General features: G+C 76.0%; 12 protein-coding genes and 1 tRNA gene. 8 read left to right on the top strand and 5 right to left on the bottom strand.

Annotated elements, in window-relative coordinates; genetic code table 11:
• The first annotated feature begins 32 nt into the window (after nt 1-32).
• Nucleotides 33-2,024: a flavin-containing monooxygenase gene (locus LY71_RS04860; RefSeq protein WP_106275804.1), complete on the top strand. Its 1,992-nt coding sequence runs from the start codon at nt 33-35 to the stop codon at nt 2,022-2,024.
• Entirely contained in the window at nt 2,021-4,621 is a 2,601-nt protein-coding gene (locus LY71_RS04855; protein ID WP_106275803.1) for a bifunctional FO biosynthesis protein CofGH, read from the top strand. The genes LY71_RS04860 and LY71_RS04855 overlap by 4 nt, the downstream gene beginning before the upstream one ends.
• A 122-nt stretch (nt 4,622-4,743) precedes the next feature.
• On the opposite strand, the gene LY71_RS04850 is transcribed toward LY71_RS04855, so the two are convergent.
• Entirely contained in the window at nt 4,744-5,562 is an 819-nt protein-coding gene (locus tag LY71_RS04850) for an alpha/beta hydrolase (RefSeq protein ID WP_245887665.1), read from the bottom strand.
• A 227-nt stretch (nt 5,563-5,789) separates the two neighbouring features.
• Here LY71_RS04850 and LY71_RS04845 point away from each other — a divergent pair, with 227 nt between their 5' ends.
• On the top strand, nt 5,790-6,128 hold the full coding sequence (locus LY71_RS04845; protein WP_106275802.1) for a hypothetical protein: 339 nt from the start codon (nt 5,790-5,792) through the stop codon (nt 6,126-6,128).
• An 18-nt stretch (nt 6,129-6,146) separates the two neighbouring features.
• Nucleotides 6,147-7,169, top strand: coding sequence for an NADPH:quinone reductase (locus LY71_RS04840; protein ID WP_106275801.1), 1,023 nt, complete (start codon nt 6,147-6,149; stop codon nt 7,167-7,169).
• Nucleotides 7,170-7,226: 57 nt separating this feature from the next.
• Here the strand turns inward: LY71_RS04840 and LY71_RS04835 are convergent, their stop codons facing one another.
• Entirely contained in the window at nt 7,227-9,056 is a 1,830-nt protein-coding gene (locus tag LY71_RS04835) for a hypothetical protein (RefSeq protein ID WP_106275800.1), read from the bottom strand.
• A gap of 101 nt (nt 9,057-9,157) precedes the next feature.
• A complete protein-coding gene (locus LY71_RS04830; RefSeq protein ID WP_245887664.1) occupies nt 9,158-10,408 on the bottom strand; it encodes a hypothetical protein in 1,251 nt (416 codons plus the stop codon).
• Nucleotides 10,409-10,557: 149 nt separating this feature from the next.
• On the opposite strand from LY71_RS04830, the gene orn reads away from it, so the two are divergent.
• Together orn and LY71_RS04820 are read left to right on the top strand one after the other, a co-directional pair.
• Nucleotides 10,558-11,247 (top strand): oligoribonuclease, encoded by a 690-nt coding sequence (gene orn / locus LY71_RS04825; RefSeq protein ID WP_106275799.1) that lies wholly within the window; start codon nt 10,558-10,560, stop codon nt 11,245-11,247.
• Nucleotides 11,248-11,305: 58 nt separating this feature from the next.
• Nucleotides 11,306-11,381, top strand: a tRNA-His gene (locus LY71_RS04820).
• Between the two features lie 159 nt (nt 11,382-11,540).
• Here LY71_RS04820 and ngg read toward each other — a convergent pair.
• Together ngg and LY71_RS04810 are read right to left on the bottom strand one after the other, a co-directional pair.
• Nucleotides 11,541-13,292, bottom strand: a complete 1,752-nt coding sequence (gene ngg / locus LY71_RS04815) for an N-acetylglutaminylglutamine synthetase (protein ID WP_106275798.1) — start codon at nt 13,290-13,292, stop codon at nt 11,541-11,543.
• Between the two features lie 185 nt (nt 13,293-13,477).
• Nucleotides 13,478-14,614, bottom strand: a complete 1,137-nt coding sequence (locus LY71_RS04810; RefSeq protein ID WP_170121219.1) for an alpha/beta fold hydrolase — start codon at nt 14,612-14,614, stop codon at nt 13,478-13,480.
• Nucleotides 14,615-14,918: 304 nt separating this feature from the next.
• On the opposite strand from LY71_RS04810, the gene LY71_RS04805 reads away from it, so the two are divergent.
• Both LY71_RS04805 and LY71_RS04800 read left to right on the top strand, forming a co-directional pair.
• The gene (locus tag LY71_RS04805; RefSeq protein ID WP_106275796.1) at nt 14,919-16,436 is read left to right on the top strand and encodes a mannitol dehydrogenase family protein; all 1,518 of its coding nucleotides are present in this window, start codon (nt 14,919-14,921) and stop codon (nt 16,434-16,436) included.
• Entirely contained in the window at nt 16,433-17,173 is a 741-nt protein-coding gene (locus tag LY71_RS04800) for an HAD family hydrolase (protein ID WP_106275795.1), read from the top strand. The genes LY71_RS04805 and LY71_RS04800 overlap by 4 nt, the downstream gene beginning before the upstream one ends.
• Nucleotides 17,174-17,188 lie beyond the last annotated feature (15 nt).

Below are 17,188 nucleotides of genomic sequence, written 5' to 3'. Positions count from 1 at the left end.
CGTGGTTAGCCTCGTACGGACGAGGAGGTCCCATGACCGACGGAATCGCACCGCACCCGGTGGACCCCGGCCGGCTGCGCGCCGCCGTGGCCCACGGCAACGTCCCGACCCTGCTGGCCGTCGTGCACCAGCTCACGGGCGATCCCCGCTGGCTGACGGAGCGCTACCGGCCCACCCGCAGTCGCGGCATGGACGACAACCGCACCGGCGGGCTGCCCGAGGAGGTGCAGGAGGAGATCCGCCGCGGCGTGGTCGACGCCGTCCTGGCGTGGTCCGCCGGCCGGCCGGCCGCGATCGACCGGCCGGCAGGTGACCGGCTCTCCGGCCTCATCGACGTCGTCATGGGTGAGCCGGTGCCGCCCGAGTTCGCGCCGATGCTGAGCGAGGTCATGGGCTTCACGGCGGCCCCGGCGCGCGTCCCCGTGTCGGGGGACGCGGGGAGGTTCTCCGTCGTGGTCGTCGGGGCGGGCGTCGCCGGCATGCTGGCCTCCGCGCGACTGAGCGAGGCCGGCGTCGGTCACGTCGTGCTGGAGAAGAACTCCGAGGTCGGGGGCGGGTGGTACGAGAACACCTATCCCGGCGCGGGCGTCGACACCCCGAGCTACCTGTACAGCTACTCGTTCTTCCCGCGGAACTGGTCGACCCACTTCGGCAAGCGCGACGAGGTGCAGGCCTACCTCGAGGACTTCGCCGACGCCTTCGGCCTGCGGTCGAACGTCCGCTTCGGCACGGAGGTCACCGCCGCACGCTGGGACGGCGACACCCAGCGCTGGCAGGTCACGGCCGTCGGCCCGGACGGCGTGCCGTACACGCTGACCGCGAACGCGGTCATCTCCGCCGTGGGGGTCCTCAACCGGCCGAGGATCCCCCCGCTCCCTGGGCTGGACTCCTTCTCCGGCCCGCTGTTCCACTCCGCCCGCTGGCCGACCGGGCTGGACCTGACCGGCAAGCGGGTCGCCCTGGTCGGTGCCGGCGCGAGTGCCATGCAGATCGGCCCCGCGATCGCCGGCCGGGTCGCGTCGCTCACGGTGTTCCAGCGCTCACCGCAGTGGATCGCTCCCAACGACGTCTACTTCTCGCCCGTCGGCGAGGACGTGCACTGGCTCATGGAGCACGTGCCCTACTACGCCGCCTGGTACCGGGCCCGGCTGTCGTGGATCTTCAACGACAAGGTCCACCCGACCCTGCAGGTCGATCCGGACTGGGGAGAGGAACGCGCCTCGATCAACGCGGCCAACCACGGCCACCGTCGCTTCTACACCCGCTACCTGACCGAGCAGCTGGCCGGCCGGCCCGACCTGGTCGACAAGTCGCTACCGGACTACCCGCCCTTCGGGAAGCGGATGCTGCTGGACAACGGCTGGTACGCGATGCTGCGCCGGGACGACGTCGACCTGGTCACCGAGGCGGTCACGGAGGTCACCGAGACCGGGCTGGTCGACTCCGCGGGCCGGCACCGGGAGTTCGACGTCGTGATCATGGCCACCGGCTTCCACACCGACCGCTACCTGCACCCCATGGAGATCACCGGCCGCTCGGGGCGGACCACCCGGGAGGTGTGGGGCGAGCACGACGCGACCGCCTACCTGGGCATCACCGTGCCGGACTTCCCCAACCTGTTCGTGTTGACCGGCCCCAACACCGCCCTGGGCCACGGCGGCAGCTTCATCACCATCCTCGAGTGCCAGGTCCGCTACGTCATGGACGTGCTCAGCACGATGGTGGAGCAGGACCTCGGCGCGGTGGAGGTGCGCCAGGAGGTGCACGACGCCTACAACCGGGCCGTCGACGAGGCACACGGACGGATGGTCTGGACCCATCCGGGCATGACCAACTGGTACCGCAACGCCGACGGGCGCGTCGTCGCCGTCCTCCCGTGGCGGATCGTCGAGTACTGGCGGATGACCCACGAGGCCGACCTGTTCGACTACCGGACCGAGCCGGCGGTCGCCGCGGCGGCGGGGAGCGGCCGGACCGGCACGGTCCTGACCACCGCGTCCGGGGATAACGTGCAGGCACCATGACTGCCGCGCCCGTTCCCGACCACGCCCTGCGCCGCGCCCTCGTCCGCGCCGAGCGGGGTGTGACCCTCGACGCCGGCGAGGCCGAGGTGCTGCTCTCGGCGCGCGGGCTGGACGACGGCGAGCCGCTGGACCGGCTGCTGACCGCCGCCTCCCGGGTCCGCGACGCCGGGCTGGCCAGCGCGGGGCGGCCGGGGGTCGTCACCTACAGCCGCAAGGTGTTCATCCCGCTGACCCACCTGTGCCGCGACCGCTGCCACTACTGCACGTTCGTCACCACGCCCGGGCAGCTGCGCCGGGAGGGCAAGGCACCGTTCCTCTCCCCCGACGAGGTGCTGCAGATCGCCCGCGACGGCGCGGCGCTGGGCTGCAAGGAGGCGCTGTTCACCCTCGGCGACCGCCCGGAGGACCGCTGGCCGGTCGCCGCCGAGTGGCTCGAGGCGCACGGCTTCGACTCCACGCTGGCCTACCTGCGCGCCATGGCGATCCGGGTCCTGGAGGAGACCGGCCTGCTGCCGCACCTCAACCCCGGGGTGCTGAGCTGGGAGGAGATCCAGCGGCTCAAGCCGGTGTCGGCGTCGATGGGCATGATGCTGGAGACGACGGCGACCCGGCTGTGGTCCCAGCCCGGCGGCCCGCACTTCGGCTCCCCCGACAAGGAGCCCGCCGTGCGGCTGCGGGTGCTGGAGGACGCCGGCCGCTCCGCCGTCCCGTTCACCACCGGGGTGCTGCTGGGCATCGGCGAGACGCCGGCGGAGCGGGTCGACGCCGTCCTGCAGATCCGCGCCGCGCAGCAGCGGCACGGTCACGTGCAGGAGGTCATCGTGCAGAACTTCCGCGCCAAGCCGCGCACCGCGATGGCCGGCTCGGGCGACCTCGCGCTGCAGGAGTACGTGGCCGCGGTCGCCGTCACCCGGCTGCTGCTCGGGCCCAGGGCGCGGGTGCAGGCGCCGCCGAACCTGTCGGACTCCACCGAGCTGGGCCTGCTGCTGCGTGCCGGCGTCGACGACTGGGGCGGCGTCTCCCCCCTCACCCCCGACCACGTCAACCCCGAGCGGCCCTGGCCGAACACCGACAAGCTGGCCGCGCTCAGCGCCGAGGGCGGGTTCACGCTGCGCGAGCGGCTGGCCGCCCAGCCCCGCTACGTCCTCGAGCCCGAGCCGTGGCTCGACCCGCGGGTCCGCCCGCACGTCGCCGCCCTCGCCGGGCCCGACGGACTGGCGGTGGAGGGCCGCGTCCCCACCGGGCTGCCGTGGCAGGAGCCCGACGAGGCCTGGGTCTCCACCGGGCGCACCGACCTGCACGTCGAGGTCGACACCGTCGGGCGCAGCAGCGACCGGCGCAGCGACTTCGACGCCGTCTACGGCGACTGGGCCGACCTGCGCGAGCGCACGACGGCCGCCCGGGACGGGCACTCCACCGCGCTGGCCGTCGGCGTCCCCGAGGTGCACGCCGCGCTGCGGGCCGCGGAGGCCGACCCCGCCGGCCTGTCCGACGCGCAGTACCTGGCGCTGCTGGGGGCCGACGGCGCCGACCTCGAGGCGCTGTGCGCGCTGGCCGACGCCGTCCGCCGCGACACGGTGGGCGACGACGTCACCTACGTGGTCAACCGGAACGTCAACTTCACCAACGTCTGCTACACCGGCTGCCGGTTCTGCGCCTTCGCCCAGCGGCGCACCGACGCCGACGCCTACACGCTGTCGCTCAGCGAGGTCGGCGACCGCGTCGACCAGGCCTGGGCCGCCGGTGCCACCGAGATCTGCATGCAGGGCGGCATCCACCCCGACCTGCCCGGCACCGCCTACCTCGACCTGATCGCCGAGGTGAAGCGCCGGGCGCCGGACATCCACCTGCACGCGTTCAGCCCGATGGAGATCGTCAACGCCGCGGCCCGCACCGGGCTGTCGTTCGCCGACTTCCTCACCGCCGCCAAGGAGGCCGGCCTCGACAGCGTGCCCGGGACGGCCGCGGAGATCCTCGACGACGACGTCCGCTGGGTGCTCACCAAGGGCAAGCTGCCGGCGGCGACGTGGCTGGAGATCATCGGCACCGCGCACCGGGTCGGCCTGCCGACGACGTCGACGATGATGTACGGCCACGTCGACACCCCCGCCCACTGGGTGGCGCACCTGCGCACCATCGCCGCCCAGCAGGACGCCACCGGCGGGTTCACCGAGTTCGTGCTGCTGCCCTTCGTGCACCACAACGCGCCCATCTACCTCGCCGGCGTCGCCCGCCCCGGGCCCACGGTGCGGGAGAACCGGGCGGTGCACGCCGTCGCCCGGCTGCTGCTGCACTGCCGGATCCCCAACATCCAGACGTCGTGGGTGAAGCTCGCCGAGGCCGGCACCAGGGCGGTGCTGACCGGCGGGGCCAACGACCTCGGCGGCACGCTGATGGAGGAGACGATCAGCCGGATGGCCGGCAGCGAGAACGGCTCGCTGAAGACCATCGCCGAGCTCGAGGCCATCGCGGCGGCGATCGGCCGGCCCGCCCGGCAGCGCACCACCGAGTACGGCACCCCGTCGGAGGAGCGGCTGCGCACCGCCCGTTCCGAGGAGGGCCGCCGCCGGCTGACGCTGTCCATCGCGCCGGCCTGAACGAGCCGGTCCGCACGGGGTCGGCGGTGCCGGACCGGAGCGGACGGCAGTCCTCCCGCGGTCGCTCGTGCTCTGCCCCCAGGTGGGGGGCAGAGCACGACCGCGCACGGATCTCACCTCGCTCAGGCGCGACGGGCGAGTTCGACGACGGCCGCGACGAGCTCCTCGCCGTCGAGCAGCACCGCGTCGTTGTGGTCGGCGCCCGGCACCTCGACCAGCCGGTGCAGGTCGGCGGCCGCGCCGGCGACGGCGCGGCTCTGCTCGGGCGGGACGATCGTGTCCCGGCTGCCGAGGACGACGGTGGTCGGCACCCGGACCCCGGCGATCCGCTCGGCCACCGGGTAGCGGTCGCGCAGCAGCGCCCGCACCGGCAGGAACGGGTAGTGCACCTCCCCCGCCGCGGCGAGGTCGACGAACGGCGAGCGGAGCACCAGCCCGGCCGGCGGGTGCTCGGCGGCCAGCTCGGTCACCACCGCCGCGCCGAGGCTCTCGCCGAGGTAGAGCAGCCGCGCGGGCGGCACCCCGGCGTCGGCCACGAGGTACTCGCGGGCGGCCCGCACGTCGAGCGCCAGGCCGGCCTCCGTCGGGCTCCCCGGGTTGCCGCCGTAGCCGCGGTAGTCGAAGAGCAGCACCGACAACCCCTCGGCGTGCAGCGCCCGCGCCAGCGGCGCGCGCAGCCCGCGGTGGCCTCCGTTGCCGTTGGCGACGAGCACCGCCGGGGCGTCCGGGTCGGCCGCGGGCAGGTACCAGGCGGCCAGCTCCAGGCCGTCCTCCGTGCTCAGCGTGGCGTCGCGGGCGCCGGGGAGCACCGCGGCCGCCGGACCGACCGGCCCGGCGTCGGGCAGGTAGACCAGGCGGCGCTGGAGGGTCCAGAGCAGGCCCACGAGGACGCTCACCAGCACGACGACGACCACGGCCGCCGTCCCGACGCGCTGGAGCACCGCCCGATCATCCCGCCGCCCGCGGCGACGAGATCGGCGCTCCCGTGGCCATGGGCGGGCGATCGCCTCGGGAGCGGTGATCTCGTGCGGGCAGCGCCGTCCTACCAGCGCGTCCCCCCGATAACGGTTCGGCCGCACGGCGGGACGTCGGCGCCGCGGCGACGCCGGGGTGCGGACGATGACGGTCACCGCCGGTGAGCCCCCGCCGGCCGACGACGGGAGCCCCCGTGGCCGAGCGCCTGACCCTCCGCAACGTCTACCTCTACCTGGTCTGCCTGGTGACCCTGGTCATCTCGATCTTCGCCGCCGTGCAGCTGGTGCGGGGGGTGGTCGGCATCGCCTACCCCGACCCCGGTGTGGGCTACTACGGGGACCCGACGCTGGACGACGAGGAGGAACAGCGGCTGGCCGAGCAGTCGCTGGCCTCCCAGCGCCGGTTCGAGGTGCTCGAGGTGGTCGCCGCCGGGACGACGCTGCTCATCGCGGGGCCGCTGTACGTCTACCACTGGCGGCGGGTGCAGCGGGAGCGCGTGGCCACCGGCCCCGAGGTCGTGCCGACCGCCTGAGCGGGGCAAGGTGGCGGGGTGCGTGCCATCAGCTACCGCCGCACCGGCGGCCCCGACGTCCTCGAGCTGGTCGACCTCCCCGTGCCCGACCCCGGCCCCGGCGAGGTGCTGGTACGGCTGGCCTTCTCCGGGGTGAACCCCACCGACTGGAAGTCCCGCTCGGGCGCCACCGCCGGCGCGCTGGCCGACGACCACCAGATCCCCAACCAGGACGGCGCGGGCACCGTCGAGGCCGTGGGCCAGGGCGTGGACCCGGCGGTCACCGGCCAGCGGGTGTGGGTGTGGGAGGCGGCCTGGCAGCGGCGCTGGGGCACCGCCGCCGAGTACACCGTCGTACCCGCCCGGCAGGCGGTGCTGCTGGGCGAGGGCACCCCGTTCGAGCTCGGTGCGGCGCTGGGCATCCCCTTCCTGACCGCGCACCGCTGCCTCACCCTCGGCGAGTCGCTGCCCGACCGGCTGGGCCCGGGCGCGCTCACCGGCCGCACCGTGCTGGTCCAGGGCGGCGCCGGCGCGGTGGGCAACGCCGCGATCCAGCTCGCCCGCTGGGCCGACGCCACCGTCGTCGCCACCGTGAGCAGCCCGCGCAAGGCGCAGCTGGCCGCGGCGGCCGGCGCCTCGCACGTCGTGGACTACCGGCAGCAGGACGTCGTGACCGAGGTGCGCAAGGTGGCGCCGAAGGGCGTCGACGTCGTCGTGGAGGTGGCGCCCGCGGCCAACGCCGCCGTCGACGCGCAGCTGGTCGGCCCGCACGGGGCGGTCGCGATCTACGCCAACAACGGCGGTGACGCGGTGACCCTCCCGGTGCGCACCCAGATGACGCCCAACGCGCAGTGGCACTTCGTGCTGGTCTACACCGAGCCGGAGCGCGCCAAGGTGCTCGCCGTCGAGGACGTCAACGCCGCGGTGCTCGACGGCGCGGTGCGGGTCGGGGAGGAGGCCGGGCTGCCGCTGCACGTGCACCCGCTGGCGCAGACCGCCGAGGCGCACCGCGCGGTCGAGGAGGGCGCGGTCGGCAAGGTCCTCGTCGACGTCACGGCATAGGAGCCATTCCCCACGTCCCGGGCCCCCGGGACGTGGGGAATGGCTCCCATGCCTGCGTCAGGCGGCGGGCATCGGGAGGGACAGGCCCTCGCCGGCGACGACGTCGAGGTCGGCCACGCCGCCGGTGCCCCCCGGCGCCACCCACGCGGTCTCCACGACGGTGACGACCGGGCCCTCCACCGCGCTGGCGTACTCCGCGCCGGAGAGCCCCGCGGGACCGCCCGGGTAGCCGAGCCCCTCGCGCAGCAGGTCGCTGACGTTGCCGCTGCCGTCGCGGTCGGTCAGGGCCCGCAGCGCGCGGGCCCCGGCGTCGTCGCCCATGTCGACGGCGGCGACGGAGACGACGACCGCGCGGCCGCCGACGTCGGTCGACCACAGCGCCCGCGACAGGCCGGCGCAGTCACCGGCCTCGAAGAAGTCGGCCACGTCGCCGTAGGCGTTGCCGGTGCAGGTGTCCTCGGTGAGCACCTGCTGCAGCACGTAGTCGCGCCCGCCCACGACGCTGCGGTCCCCCGGCCGCGGCGGCGCCGAGGCCTGGGCCGCGGGACTGGCGCTCGCCACCGCCGGGCCGGTCCCGGCGGCCGGGACGTCGTCGTCGCCCCCGGTGAGGCCGGCGACCCCGGCCACCAGCGCGCCCATGACCGCTGCCGACCCGGCCGCCAGCAGCGCGAGCCGCCGCCGAGCCGCCGGCGAGCGTCGCCGGGGTCCGACCAGCGGGATCGGCGGGCCCGGCGGGCCGGCGTCGGCCGGCGCCGGGACGTGCTCCGGCGCGGGCGGCGGGCCGGGGTCGGGGTCGCCGAAGAGCCCGCCGAGGCCGCCGGTCTCGTCGGCGGGCGCCTCGGCCAGCGCCACGGGAGCGGCGACCGCGGGGGCGCGGGGAACGGGGGCCGGCGCCGGGGCGAGGACGGCGGGCGCACCCGACTGCGCGGCGGGTGCGGAGAACCGGGCGGTCGGCGGGTGCGGGGCGGGAGCAGGCACGGCGGCGGGCACCGCGGCGGGCACGGCAGCCGGGACGGCGGCGGCCACGGCAGCCGGGGCCGGTTCCGCGGCGGGTGCCGGGACGAGGCCGGCCGCCGCCCGGGCCGCGGCCTCCTCGTCGGCGCGGATCGCGGCGGCGGCGACCGCGGCGGCCGCGACCGGGTCGACCAGCGGCACCGCGGCCGGAGCAGCACTCCCGCCGCCCATCGCCGGGCTCGCGGCCATGGCCGCCGGGGCGAGCAGCTCGCGCTTGCGCAGCACGTAGGGCGAGTAGGGGAAGCCCTCGCCGTTGAGCTCCTCGACCGTCGGGCCGCGGCCGGGCAGGCCGAGCGCGGTGAGCGCGGCCCGGACGTCGGCGGTGGTCCACAGCCGCGGGTTGTCCACGCCGGCGTAGCGGGCCGACCGGGCGATGCCGAGCAGCAGCGAGCGGGACTCCAGCAGCGCGACCTGGTCGCCCTCGCCGAGGTCGCCGTCGGCCGGCACCAGGCCGGTGAGGTCCCCGACGAGGACGGTGAGCCGGGCGATCCGGCCGGGTTCGAGACCGGCGCGGCGCAGCCGGACGGCGGCGTCCATGCCGGCGCGCATCAGCCCGTCGAGCGTGGTCGACCCGCCACCGGCCAGCTGCAGCACCTCGCCGGGACCGGCGCCGGGGCCGATGGTCCAGGACCCCTCGGGGGTCGCGGTGACCACGCCGCTCTGGCGGACCACCTCGACGACGCGCACCACGGCCAGGCCCTCGGGCACGAACAGCACGGCGTCGGCGACCCGCCGGTCCACGGGTCCGTCGACCACGGGGATCGACGCGACGACCGCGCCGCGGACGGTGCCGCCGCGGTCCCAGCGGGTCAGCTCGGCGAAGAGCGCGTGCTCCCCTGCCGTCTGCAGCGGCGCCGGGGTCAGGGCCAGCACGTCGTCCTCCGGGGGTCGGGTGCAGGGGGCAGGCGCCTCGGGGCGCGCAGGAGGGCTCGTCGGGGCCCGGGGGCCGGCGACGGTGTCGGCCGGGGCCGACGTTACGACATGTGACGGTCCGGTCCCGGTCCTCGACGCGGCGACGCGCCGTCGGCCGCGGACGCGCCGGCGGGGAGGACGTCGTCCGGCCGGCCCGGCTCGAGCGGCCGGCGCCAGCGGGCGGAGGAGGAGCTGCGGGCCACCAGGTCCAGCCCCGTCCACAGCACCGTGAAGCCGAGGACGACCAGACCGATCGACCACCAGCCGAGGTCCCACGGTGGCAGCAGCCCGGCGGCCTCCTGCAGCCCGCCGGCGGCGTAGACGGCGGCCGCGGTGACCGGGGCGGCGACCCAGCCCGGCAGCCGGAGGGTGACCGCCAGGTCGACGCAGACCGCGCCGACGAGCAGCACGAACGGCAGCACCGACGGCGGGAAGTCCAGCGCCACCAGGCCGACCCACACGACGGCGCGGTAGGCGAGGTAGCTGCCCGCGATCGCGGTGGCCGTCCACCGCAGACCGACGACCCGGCGGGCGGCGACCAGCGACAGCAGGCCCGCGCAGACCAGCCACGCGGGGTGCACCCACGAGGGCACGGGCAGCATGAACGTCGTCGGCGTCTGGCCCTGGGCGACGGCGAAGTCGAGCAGCTGCGGCTCGGCCGTCGTCCGCCCGGCCTCGTAGGCGCGCAGCGACAGGACGCCGTACTCCTGGTGCTGGTTGGGGAACAGCACGTTCTCGACGAAGAACAGCCACAGGCCCAGCGAGACGAGTTCGCGCACCCGGCCCGGGGCGGCGTAGAGCCACCAGCCGCGGACCGCGCCGGCGAGCATGATCGCCGTCCCGAGGTAGAGCAGCGCGTGGCTGGGGCTCCAGCTGGTGATGTCCAGCCCGTTGACCCGGTGGTTGACGATGTCGACCGGGACGGCGACCAGGAAGGTGCCGATCCCCCACTGCATGAGCCGCAGCGCCCGGCGGTCGACGCCGTAGCCGCTGTAGCTGTGGAACACCACGAGCGCGATGACGACGGCCGTGCCCGCCGAGTTCAGCAGGTGCGGCGGCGCCAGGTCGTCGCGCAGCCACTTGAAGTGCCAGGACACGTCCCAGGACGAGCCGAGCATCTTGAGCGCGAAGGCCCCGAGCCACGCGGTGTAGATCCACCGCAGCTCGGTCTGGCCGGTCGGTCGCCCGGGCCGGCCCGGCGTCCCGTAGGCCGACCACAGCCAGCGCACCAGGGCGACGGGGTGCCGGAACCCGGCGGCCGGCGGGACCGGTGCCGCGGGCACCGCTCGGGCGGGGACGACGGGCTGCGGCACGGGTGCTCCAGGGGTGCGGGGTGGGACCGGGCCGAGGGTAGCGGCGCGGACCGCTCCGGCCGACCCCTTGAGTGGCGCCGGTGTGGCGGGTGCGGTAGAGGACGGTTCCCCGAGGCGGGCCCGACGGACGGGACGTAGGGTCGACCGTCGTGGCGGACAGCGGCGGGCACCTGGTCTGGATCGACTGCGAGATGACCGGGCTGGACCTCACCAGGGACAAGCTGATCGAGGTCGCGGTGGTCGTGACCGACTCCGAGCTGCGGGTCCTCGACCCGGGCCTGGACCTGGTGATCTCCGCCGACGACGCCGACCTCGAGGGCATGGCCGACGTGGTCACCGAGATGCACGCCAAGTCGGGGCTCACCGAGGCCGTCCGCGCCTCGACGCTGACGGTGGCCGAGGCCGAGCAGCAGGTGCTGGCCTACGTGAAGCGGTGGGTGCCCGAGCGCCGCACCGCTCCGCTGTGCGGCAACTCGATCGGCACCGACCGCGGCTTCCTGGCCCGCGACATGCCCGAGCTCGACGACCACCTGCACTACCGGATGGTCGACGTCAGCTCGATCAAGGAGCTGGCCCGCCGCTGGTTCCCGCGGGTCTACTTCGCCCAGCCGTCCAAGGGCCTGGCGCACCGGGCGCTGGCCGACATCATCGAGTCGGTCCGCGAGCTGGCCTACTACCGGCGGACGCTGTTCGTCGACGCCCCCGGCCCCTCGACGTCGCAGGCCCAGCGCGCGGCCGGCGAGGTGGCGGGCAGCTTCGCCGACGTCCTCGCCGCCGCCGACGCCACCCCTCCGGCCACCGGGGCCGGCGAGGACCCCCCGGCCGCGTCGGGCAGCTGACCGGCTCCGGTATCCTCGTCCCTGCTCCCCGGCGCCGCGCGCTCCGGGCGGGCACGCGGTGGGTGTAGCTCAGCTGGTAGAGCACCAGGTTGTGATCCTGGGTGTCGCGGGTTCGAGCCCCGTCACTCACCCCACCCCGAGAGGCCCCGGTCAGGGAACTGACCGGGGCCTCTCGCTCGTCCGGCCCGCCGGACGGTCGCCGGGGTCCGCCGCCGACGACGTCGAGGACCGCGCCGACCCGCACGTGACGACCACCTCTCGACCGACCACGGCCGTCGGCCGTGACGGCGGGGTCAGCGGGAGCGGGTCTCGGGGAACAGCAGGTCGACGAAGCGGGCAGCGGTCGGCCGGGCCCCGTGGTCGGCCAGCCCCGGCTGCGCGTCGGCGCCGAGGAGGACGCACCCGGGTCCGTCGAGGTCGGGGACGAGCAGGTCCAGGCCGGCCACGGGGACGCCGATGGCCCGGGCGGCCCGGACGGCGGCCGCGGCGATCTCGGGGTGCAGCCGGTCGGTGACGTCCTCGACGGTCCCGCCCGAGCGCAGGTCCGCCGTGGGCCGCACGCGGATCCGCTCTCCGGCCGGCGGCACGTCGTCCATCGCCCAGCCCGCCTCGGCGACGGCAGCCACCGTCGCGTCGTCCAGCGGGATCCGTGACCGCCCGGCGGTCGCCCGCTCCCGGCGCCGGCCGGTCCGGCGGACCAGCGTCGTGACGTCGGAGACGCCGTCGCCGACCACCGTGGCCGGCCGGCGCACGGCAGCGGCGACCACCTCGGCGTCGACGACGACCACCCGCACCTCCTCGCCCGCCACCGGTTCCTCGAGCAGCACGTCCGTGCAGTGCCGCCGCGCCCGCGCGACCGCCGACAGCAGGCCTGCCCGGTCGCGCACCCCGGCGGTGACCCCCCTCCCCGGATCCCCGCGGGCCGGCCGCACCACCAGCTCCCCGAACCGCCCGAGCAGGGCCAGGGCCGGTGCCAGGTCGTCCTCCGGCGCCTCGGCCGTGACGGGGACGCGGACGCCGGCCCCCGCGACGACCCGGCGCGTGACCCGCCCGTCCTCGCAGCGGCCCAGCCCCACCGCCGTGGTCAGCTCGGAGAGGGACTCGCGGGTCAGCACGCTGCGGGCGCCGAGGGTGAACCGCATCTCGCCGGAGGCGGCGTCGGTCACCTCGACCCGGATGCCGCGGCGCAGGGCCTCGTCGGCGATCACCCGGGCGGAGGGGGCGAGCCGGTCGAGCCCGGGCGGGCCGGGGACGAACAGCGGCGCGTTCCTCGCGTTGCAGCGCTTGACCACCAGCGCGGGCACCTGGCGGAAGCCGAGCTTGCGGTAGAGCGCGATCGCCGGGGCGTTGTCGTGCAGCACCGAGAGGTCGAGGTAGGCGCGCCCCCGGGCGAGGTGGCGCTCGGCGAGCACGCGCACCAGCGCCTCACCCGTGCCCGGCGGGGCCGCGTCGGGATCGGCGGCGAGACACCACAGGCTGCTGCCGCCCTCGGGGTCACCGAACGCGCGGACGTGGTCGACCCCCGTGACCGTGCCGACGACCCGTCCGGTGCGCCGGTCCTCCGCCACCAGGTAGCGGACCGTGCCGGTGGAGTGGTCGTGCCACACCGTGGCGGGGTCCCCGGGCAGCATGCCGGCGCGCCGGAGGACACGACCCATCTCGGCGACGTCGTCCGGGCAGGTGACCGTGCGCACGAAGACGTGCTCGACCAGCTCGCGACGCGGGCGGTACCGGTGCAGGTCCAGCCGGAAGGTGAGCGAGGGGTCCAGGAACAGCTCGCCGGGCGCCAGGCCGAGCAGCACCTGCGGGTCGCGCGGGTAGATGCAGATGTCCCGGCGGCCCTCGGCCTCGCCGCGCAGCACCTCCACCAGCCGCTGCGGGTCGGCGAACGTCTGGCCGAACACCAGCCGGCCCCAGCCGAGGTCGAGGGTGGCCTCGGTGTCCATGCCGCGCAGCTGGTGCTGTGACGGCTGCTGCCAGGGAGTACCGGTGATCGTCGGGACCGCCGCCAGCGGCCGCCGGCGCACGTCAGGCCGGGCGACCACGGGACGCCTCCCCGCTCCGCCGTGGCCCTCGCGGGCAGGAGGTCTCACGGAACGTGGTGATCAACACGATGCACGCCACCCGGAGTCGTGGCCGGCCGGTGGGCGTCGTGTTGCACCCTGCCGTGCCGGGGGGACATGCCCGCCCTGGAGCGGACGAAACGCACCCGGAACGCCCGGGTCCGGCGTCACGGCGCGACCGCGGTCACCGGGACCAGTCGGGCCGGTCCCGCGGGTGCGTAAGACGCGCCGGCCCGGAGGAGCTCGAACAGGCCCTGCGCGGCGACCGCCCGGCGCCCGGCCGCCGGTTCCCCACGCAGCCAGGTGGCAGCGGCCAGCAGCAGCTGCAGGCCGGCCGACGCCTCGAGGTTGAGGTGCACCGGCAGCGGGATCCTGCGCACCAGCCCCGCCGGGTGGTCGGTGAGCAGGGTGTCGGCCAGGCCCGCCGCGCCGAAGGCGGTGAGCAGCGCCCGGGTCCGCGGTCCCCAGGGCCGGGTCCGCGGGACGGTGAGCAGCGCCGCGGTGGTGAGCACGTCGAGCGCCGCGTGCGCCCGCGCCGGCACCGGGCGACGCGCGGCCAGCGGGTCGCCGGGCTGCGACCGCGGGACGACGGGGTCGCCCGCGGCACCGGCGGCGTCCAGCTCGCCGGCGAGGAACGCCGCCACGAGCCGGGCGGACACGTCGGGCGCGGAGTAGTGGGCGTTGTGCGCGGCGCCCTCGACCACGGCCAGCCGACCGTCGGGCAGCAGCCGGGTGACCTGCTCGGCCCACTCCTGGGACAGCGTCCGGTCGTGCCGGCCCCGCACCACCAGGGTCGACGCCTTGACGTCGGGCAGCCGCAGCTCGACCGGGTCGTCCGCACTGCGGACGAGCTGCTGCACCATCCGGGCGACGCCGGTGGACAGGTACTCCACCTGGAACAGCGCCTGCAGCGTGGGCACCTCGAAGGCCATGTTCCGGAGCACCTGGGGGTACTGCTTCCACGGCCGTCGGTACCGCGGGTCCGGGGTGGGTCCGGACAGGACCAGCCGCTCCACCCGCTCCGGGTGGCGGACGGCGAGCTCGACGGCGACCTGGGAGCCGATGGAGTTGCCGAAGAAGGTGGCCCGGGTGATGCCGGCGGCGTCCAGCCAGGCCACCAGGTGCTCGGTCTGCCGGGCGACGTCGGGACCTCCCGGCCAGCGGGTGTGCGGGTCACGGGGTGAGCGGCCGAAGCCGGGCAGGTCCGGCGCCAGCACGTCGTGGCCGAGGGCGGCCAGCCGGCGGCCCAGCGGGACCAGGTACCGACTGGACAGGCCCAGGCCGTGCAGCAGGACGACGGGCACCCGGTCCCTCCCCTGGCCGGAGGGCCACGTCCGGGCGTGGACCCGGACGCCGAGGGTGGGCACGTCGGTGCGCACCCGGCGAGGGGCGGGACCGGGTGGGCGGAGGGAGGGCGGGAGGGGCACGGTGCCTCCGGGGGGCGGCGGGACGTCCCCGGTTGCTCGAGGCCGTGGTCCCCTACCCACCACCGGGGCGGGCACCACATCCACCCGCCGCCGGTTGGCGCAGCCCGCGGCTGGGCACAGGGCGGGAGCGGCGAGGGGTGAACAGAGTCCCCGTGCCGCCGCTCCTGCTCGAGAGACCCTCATGACGCCTGCCCAGACCCGGGCCGCGGCTCCTGCCGTCCCCCTGTCCGACCGGACCCTCCCCGACCTCCCGCCCGAGGTCTCGGTCCCCACCTACGACCGCGCGGCGCTGCGCCCCGGAATCGTGCACATCGGCGTCGGCGGCTTCCACCGCGCCCACCAGGCCGTCTACCTCGACGAGCTCGCCCGCGCCGGTGAGACCGGCTGGGGCGTGGTCGGCGTCGGCCTGCACAGCCGCGAGATCGGCGAGGTCCTCGCCGGCCAGGACGGCCTCTGGACCGTGGTCGAGCGGGGCGCCGACGGCGACCGCGCCACCGTCGTCGGTGTGCTGACCCGGTACCTCTACGCCCCCGACGACCCGGAGGCCGTGCTCGCCGCCCTGACCGACGAGCGCACGCGCGTGGTGACGCTGACCATCACCGGCACCGGCTACCGCGTCGACGCGCACACCGGCGAGTTCGACGCCGACGACCCGCACGTCGCCCGCGACCTGGAGGACCCCGGCTCGCCCGAGACGGTCTTCGGCTACCTCGTCGAGGCCCTCCACCGGCGGCGGGAGGCCGGGCAGCCGCCGTTCACCGTGCTCTCCTGCGACAACATGCAGTCCAACGGCTCGGCGGCCCGCACCGCGGTGGTGTCCTTCGCCCGGCTGCGCGACGGGACCGGCGACGACGGCCTGGCGGAGTGGATCGACGAGCACGTCGCCTTCCCCAGCAGCATGGTCGACCGGATCACGCCCAACACCTCCCCCGAGGACCGGGACGCCGTCGCGGCCGGGACCGGCGTCGACGACCGGTGGCCGGTGGTCACCGAGCCGTTCCGGCAGTGGGTCGTGGAGGACTCCTTCTGCAACGGCCGGCCGCCGCTGGAGCAGGTCGGCGTCCGCTTCGTCGACGACGTGTCGCCGTACGAGACGGTGAAGACCCGGCTGCTCAACGCCGGGCACAGCGCCATCGCCTACCTGGGCTACCTCGCCGGCTACCGCACCACCGCCGACGTCATGGCCGACCCGGTGTTCCGCGACTACCTGACGAGGCTCATGGCCGAGGAGATCGCGCCGCACCTGCCCGAGGTCCCCGGCGTCGACCTGGACGAGTACCAGGCCACGCTGCTCGGCCGCCTGGCCAACCCCCGGATGGCCGACCAGCTGTCCCGGCTGGGCCGGCGCGGCTCGACCAAGATCCCCAACTACCTGCTGCCGTCCGTGCGGGCGGCGATGGAGGCCGGACGCCCGCACCGGCTGCTGTGCGTGGCGGTGGCGGGCTGGCTGCGCTTCCTCCGGGGCCACGACTACGCCGGGGACGAGGTCCCGGTGCAGGGGCCGCGCCTCGACCTGGTGCCGATCGCCCAGGAGGCGGGGGGCGACGCCGCGCCGCTGCTGTCGGAGCGGTCGGTGTTCGACCACGTCGGGCAGGACCCGCGCTTCGCCGACTGCGTGCAGGAGGCCCTGTCCGCCCTCGACCGGCAGGGACCCCGGGAGGTCGTCGAGCAGTACCTCGCCGACGGGGCGCCGTCGTGAGCGCCGAGCGGTTCCTCCCGCTGGACCCCGCCGCGGTGACGACCCTGCTCTGCGACGCCGACGGCACCCTGTTCCCCTCCGAGGAGCCGGCGTACGCGGCGTCGGCCGACGTCACCAACCGCTTCCTCGCCGGCCTGGGCGCCGGGCGCAGCTACGCACCCGACGAACTGCAGCGGATGACCAACGGCAAGAACTTCCGGGCCGCGGCCGGCGACCTGGCCACCGCGCACGGCCGGGAGCTCACCCGCGCCGACCTCGAGGACTGGGTGGCCGAGGAGAAGGACGTCGTCACCGCCCACCTGCGGAGGGTCCTGCGACCCGACCCCGAGGTGCGCGGTCCGCTGGAGCGCCTGTCCGGCCGGTTCGCGCTGGCCGCGGTCACGTCCAGCGCCTCCTCCCGGCTGGCCGCCTGCCTCGAGGTCACCGGCCTCGCCGCGCTGTTCGACCCGGGACGCCGGTTCAGCGCCGAGGACTCGCTGACCGAGCCGACCAGCAAGCCCGACCCCGCCGTGTACGCGTACGCCGGCGCCACCCTCGGCGTGGGTCCGGCCGAGGCGGTCGCCGTCGAGGACTCGCTGAACGGGGCGCGCTCGGCGGTGGCCGCCGGGTACCCGACCATCGGCCTCCTGCAGTTCGTGCCCGAGACCCACCGGCGGGAGCGCGCCGAGGCCCTGCGGGAGGCCGGGGTGTCCGCCGTCGCCGGGTCGTGGGCCGACGCGGAGCGGCTGCTGCGCTGAGGCCGGGCGACGCCG

Origin of the sequence: Geodermatophilus tzadiensis (genome assembly GCF_003002915.1) — a bacterium.
Taxonomy (GTDB): Bacteria; Actinomycetota; Actinomycetes; order Mycobacteriales; family Geodermatophilaceae; genus Geodermatophilus; species Geodermatophilus tzadiensis.
The sequence above is the reverse complement of the archived record's forward strand: the minus strand, read 5'-3'. Positions and strand labels throughout refer to the sequence as shown.

Coding starts and splice junctions, on each gene's coding strand:
- LY71_RS04805 (WP_106275796.1), top strand. CDS start 14,919: ATGACGCCTGCCCAGACCCGGGCCGCGGCTCCTGCCGTCCCCCTGTCC.
- LY71_RS04860 (WP_106275804.1), top strand. CDS start 33: ATGACCGACGGAATCGCACCGCACCCGGTGGACCCCGGCCGGCTGCGC.
- LY71_RS04855 (WP_106275803.1), top strand. CDS start 2,021: ATGACTGCCGCGCCCGTTCCCGACCACGCCCTGCGCCGCGCCCTCGTC.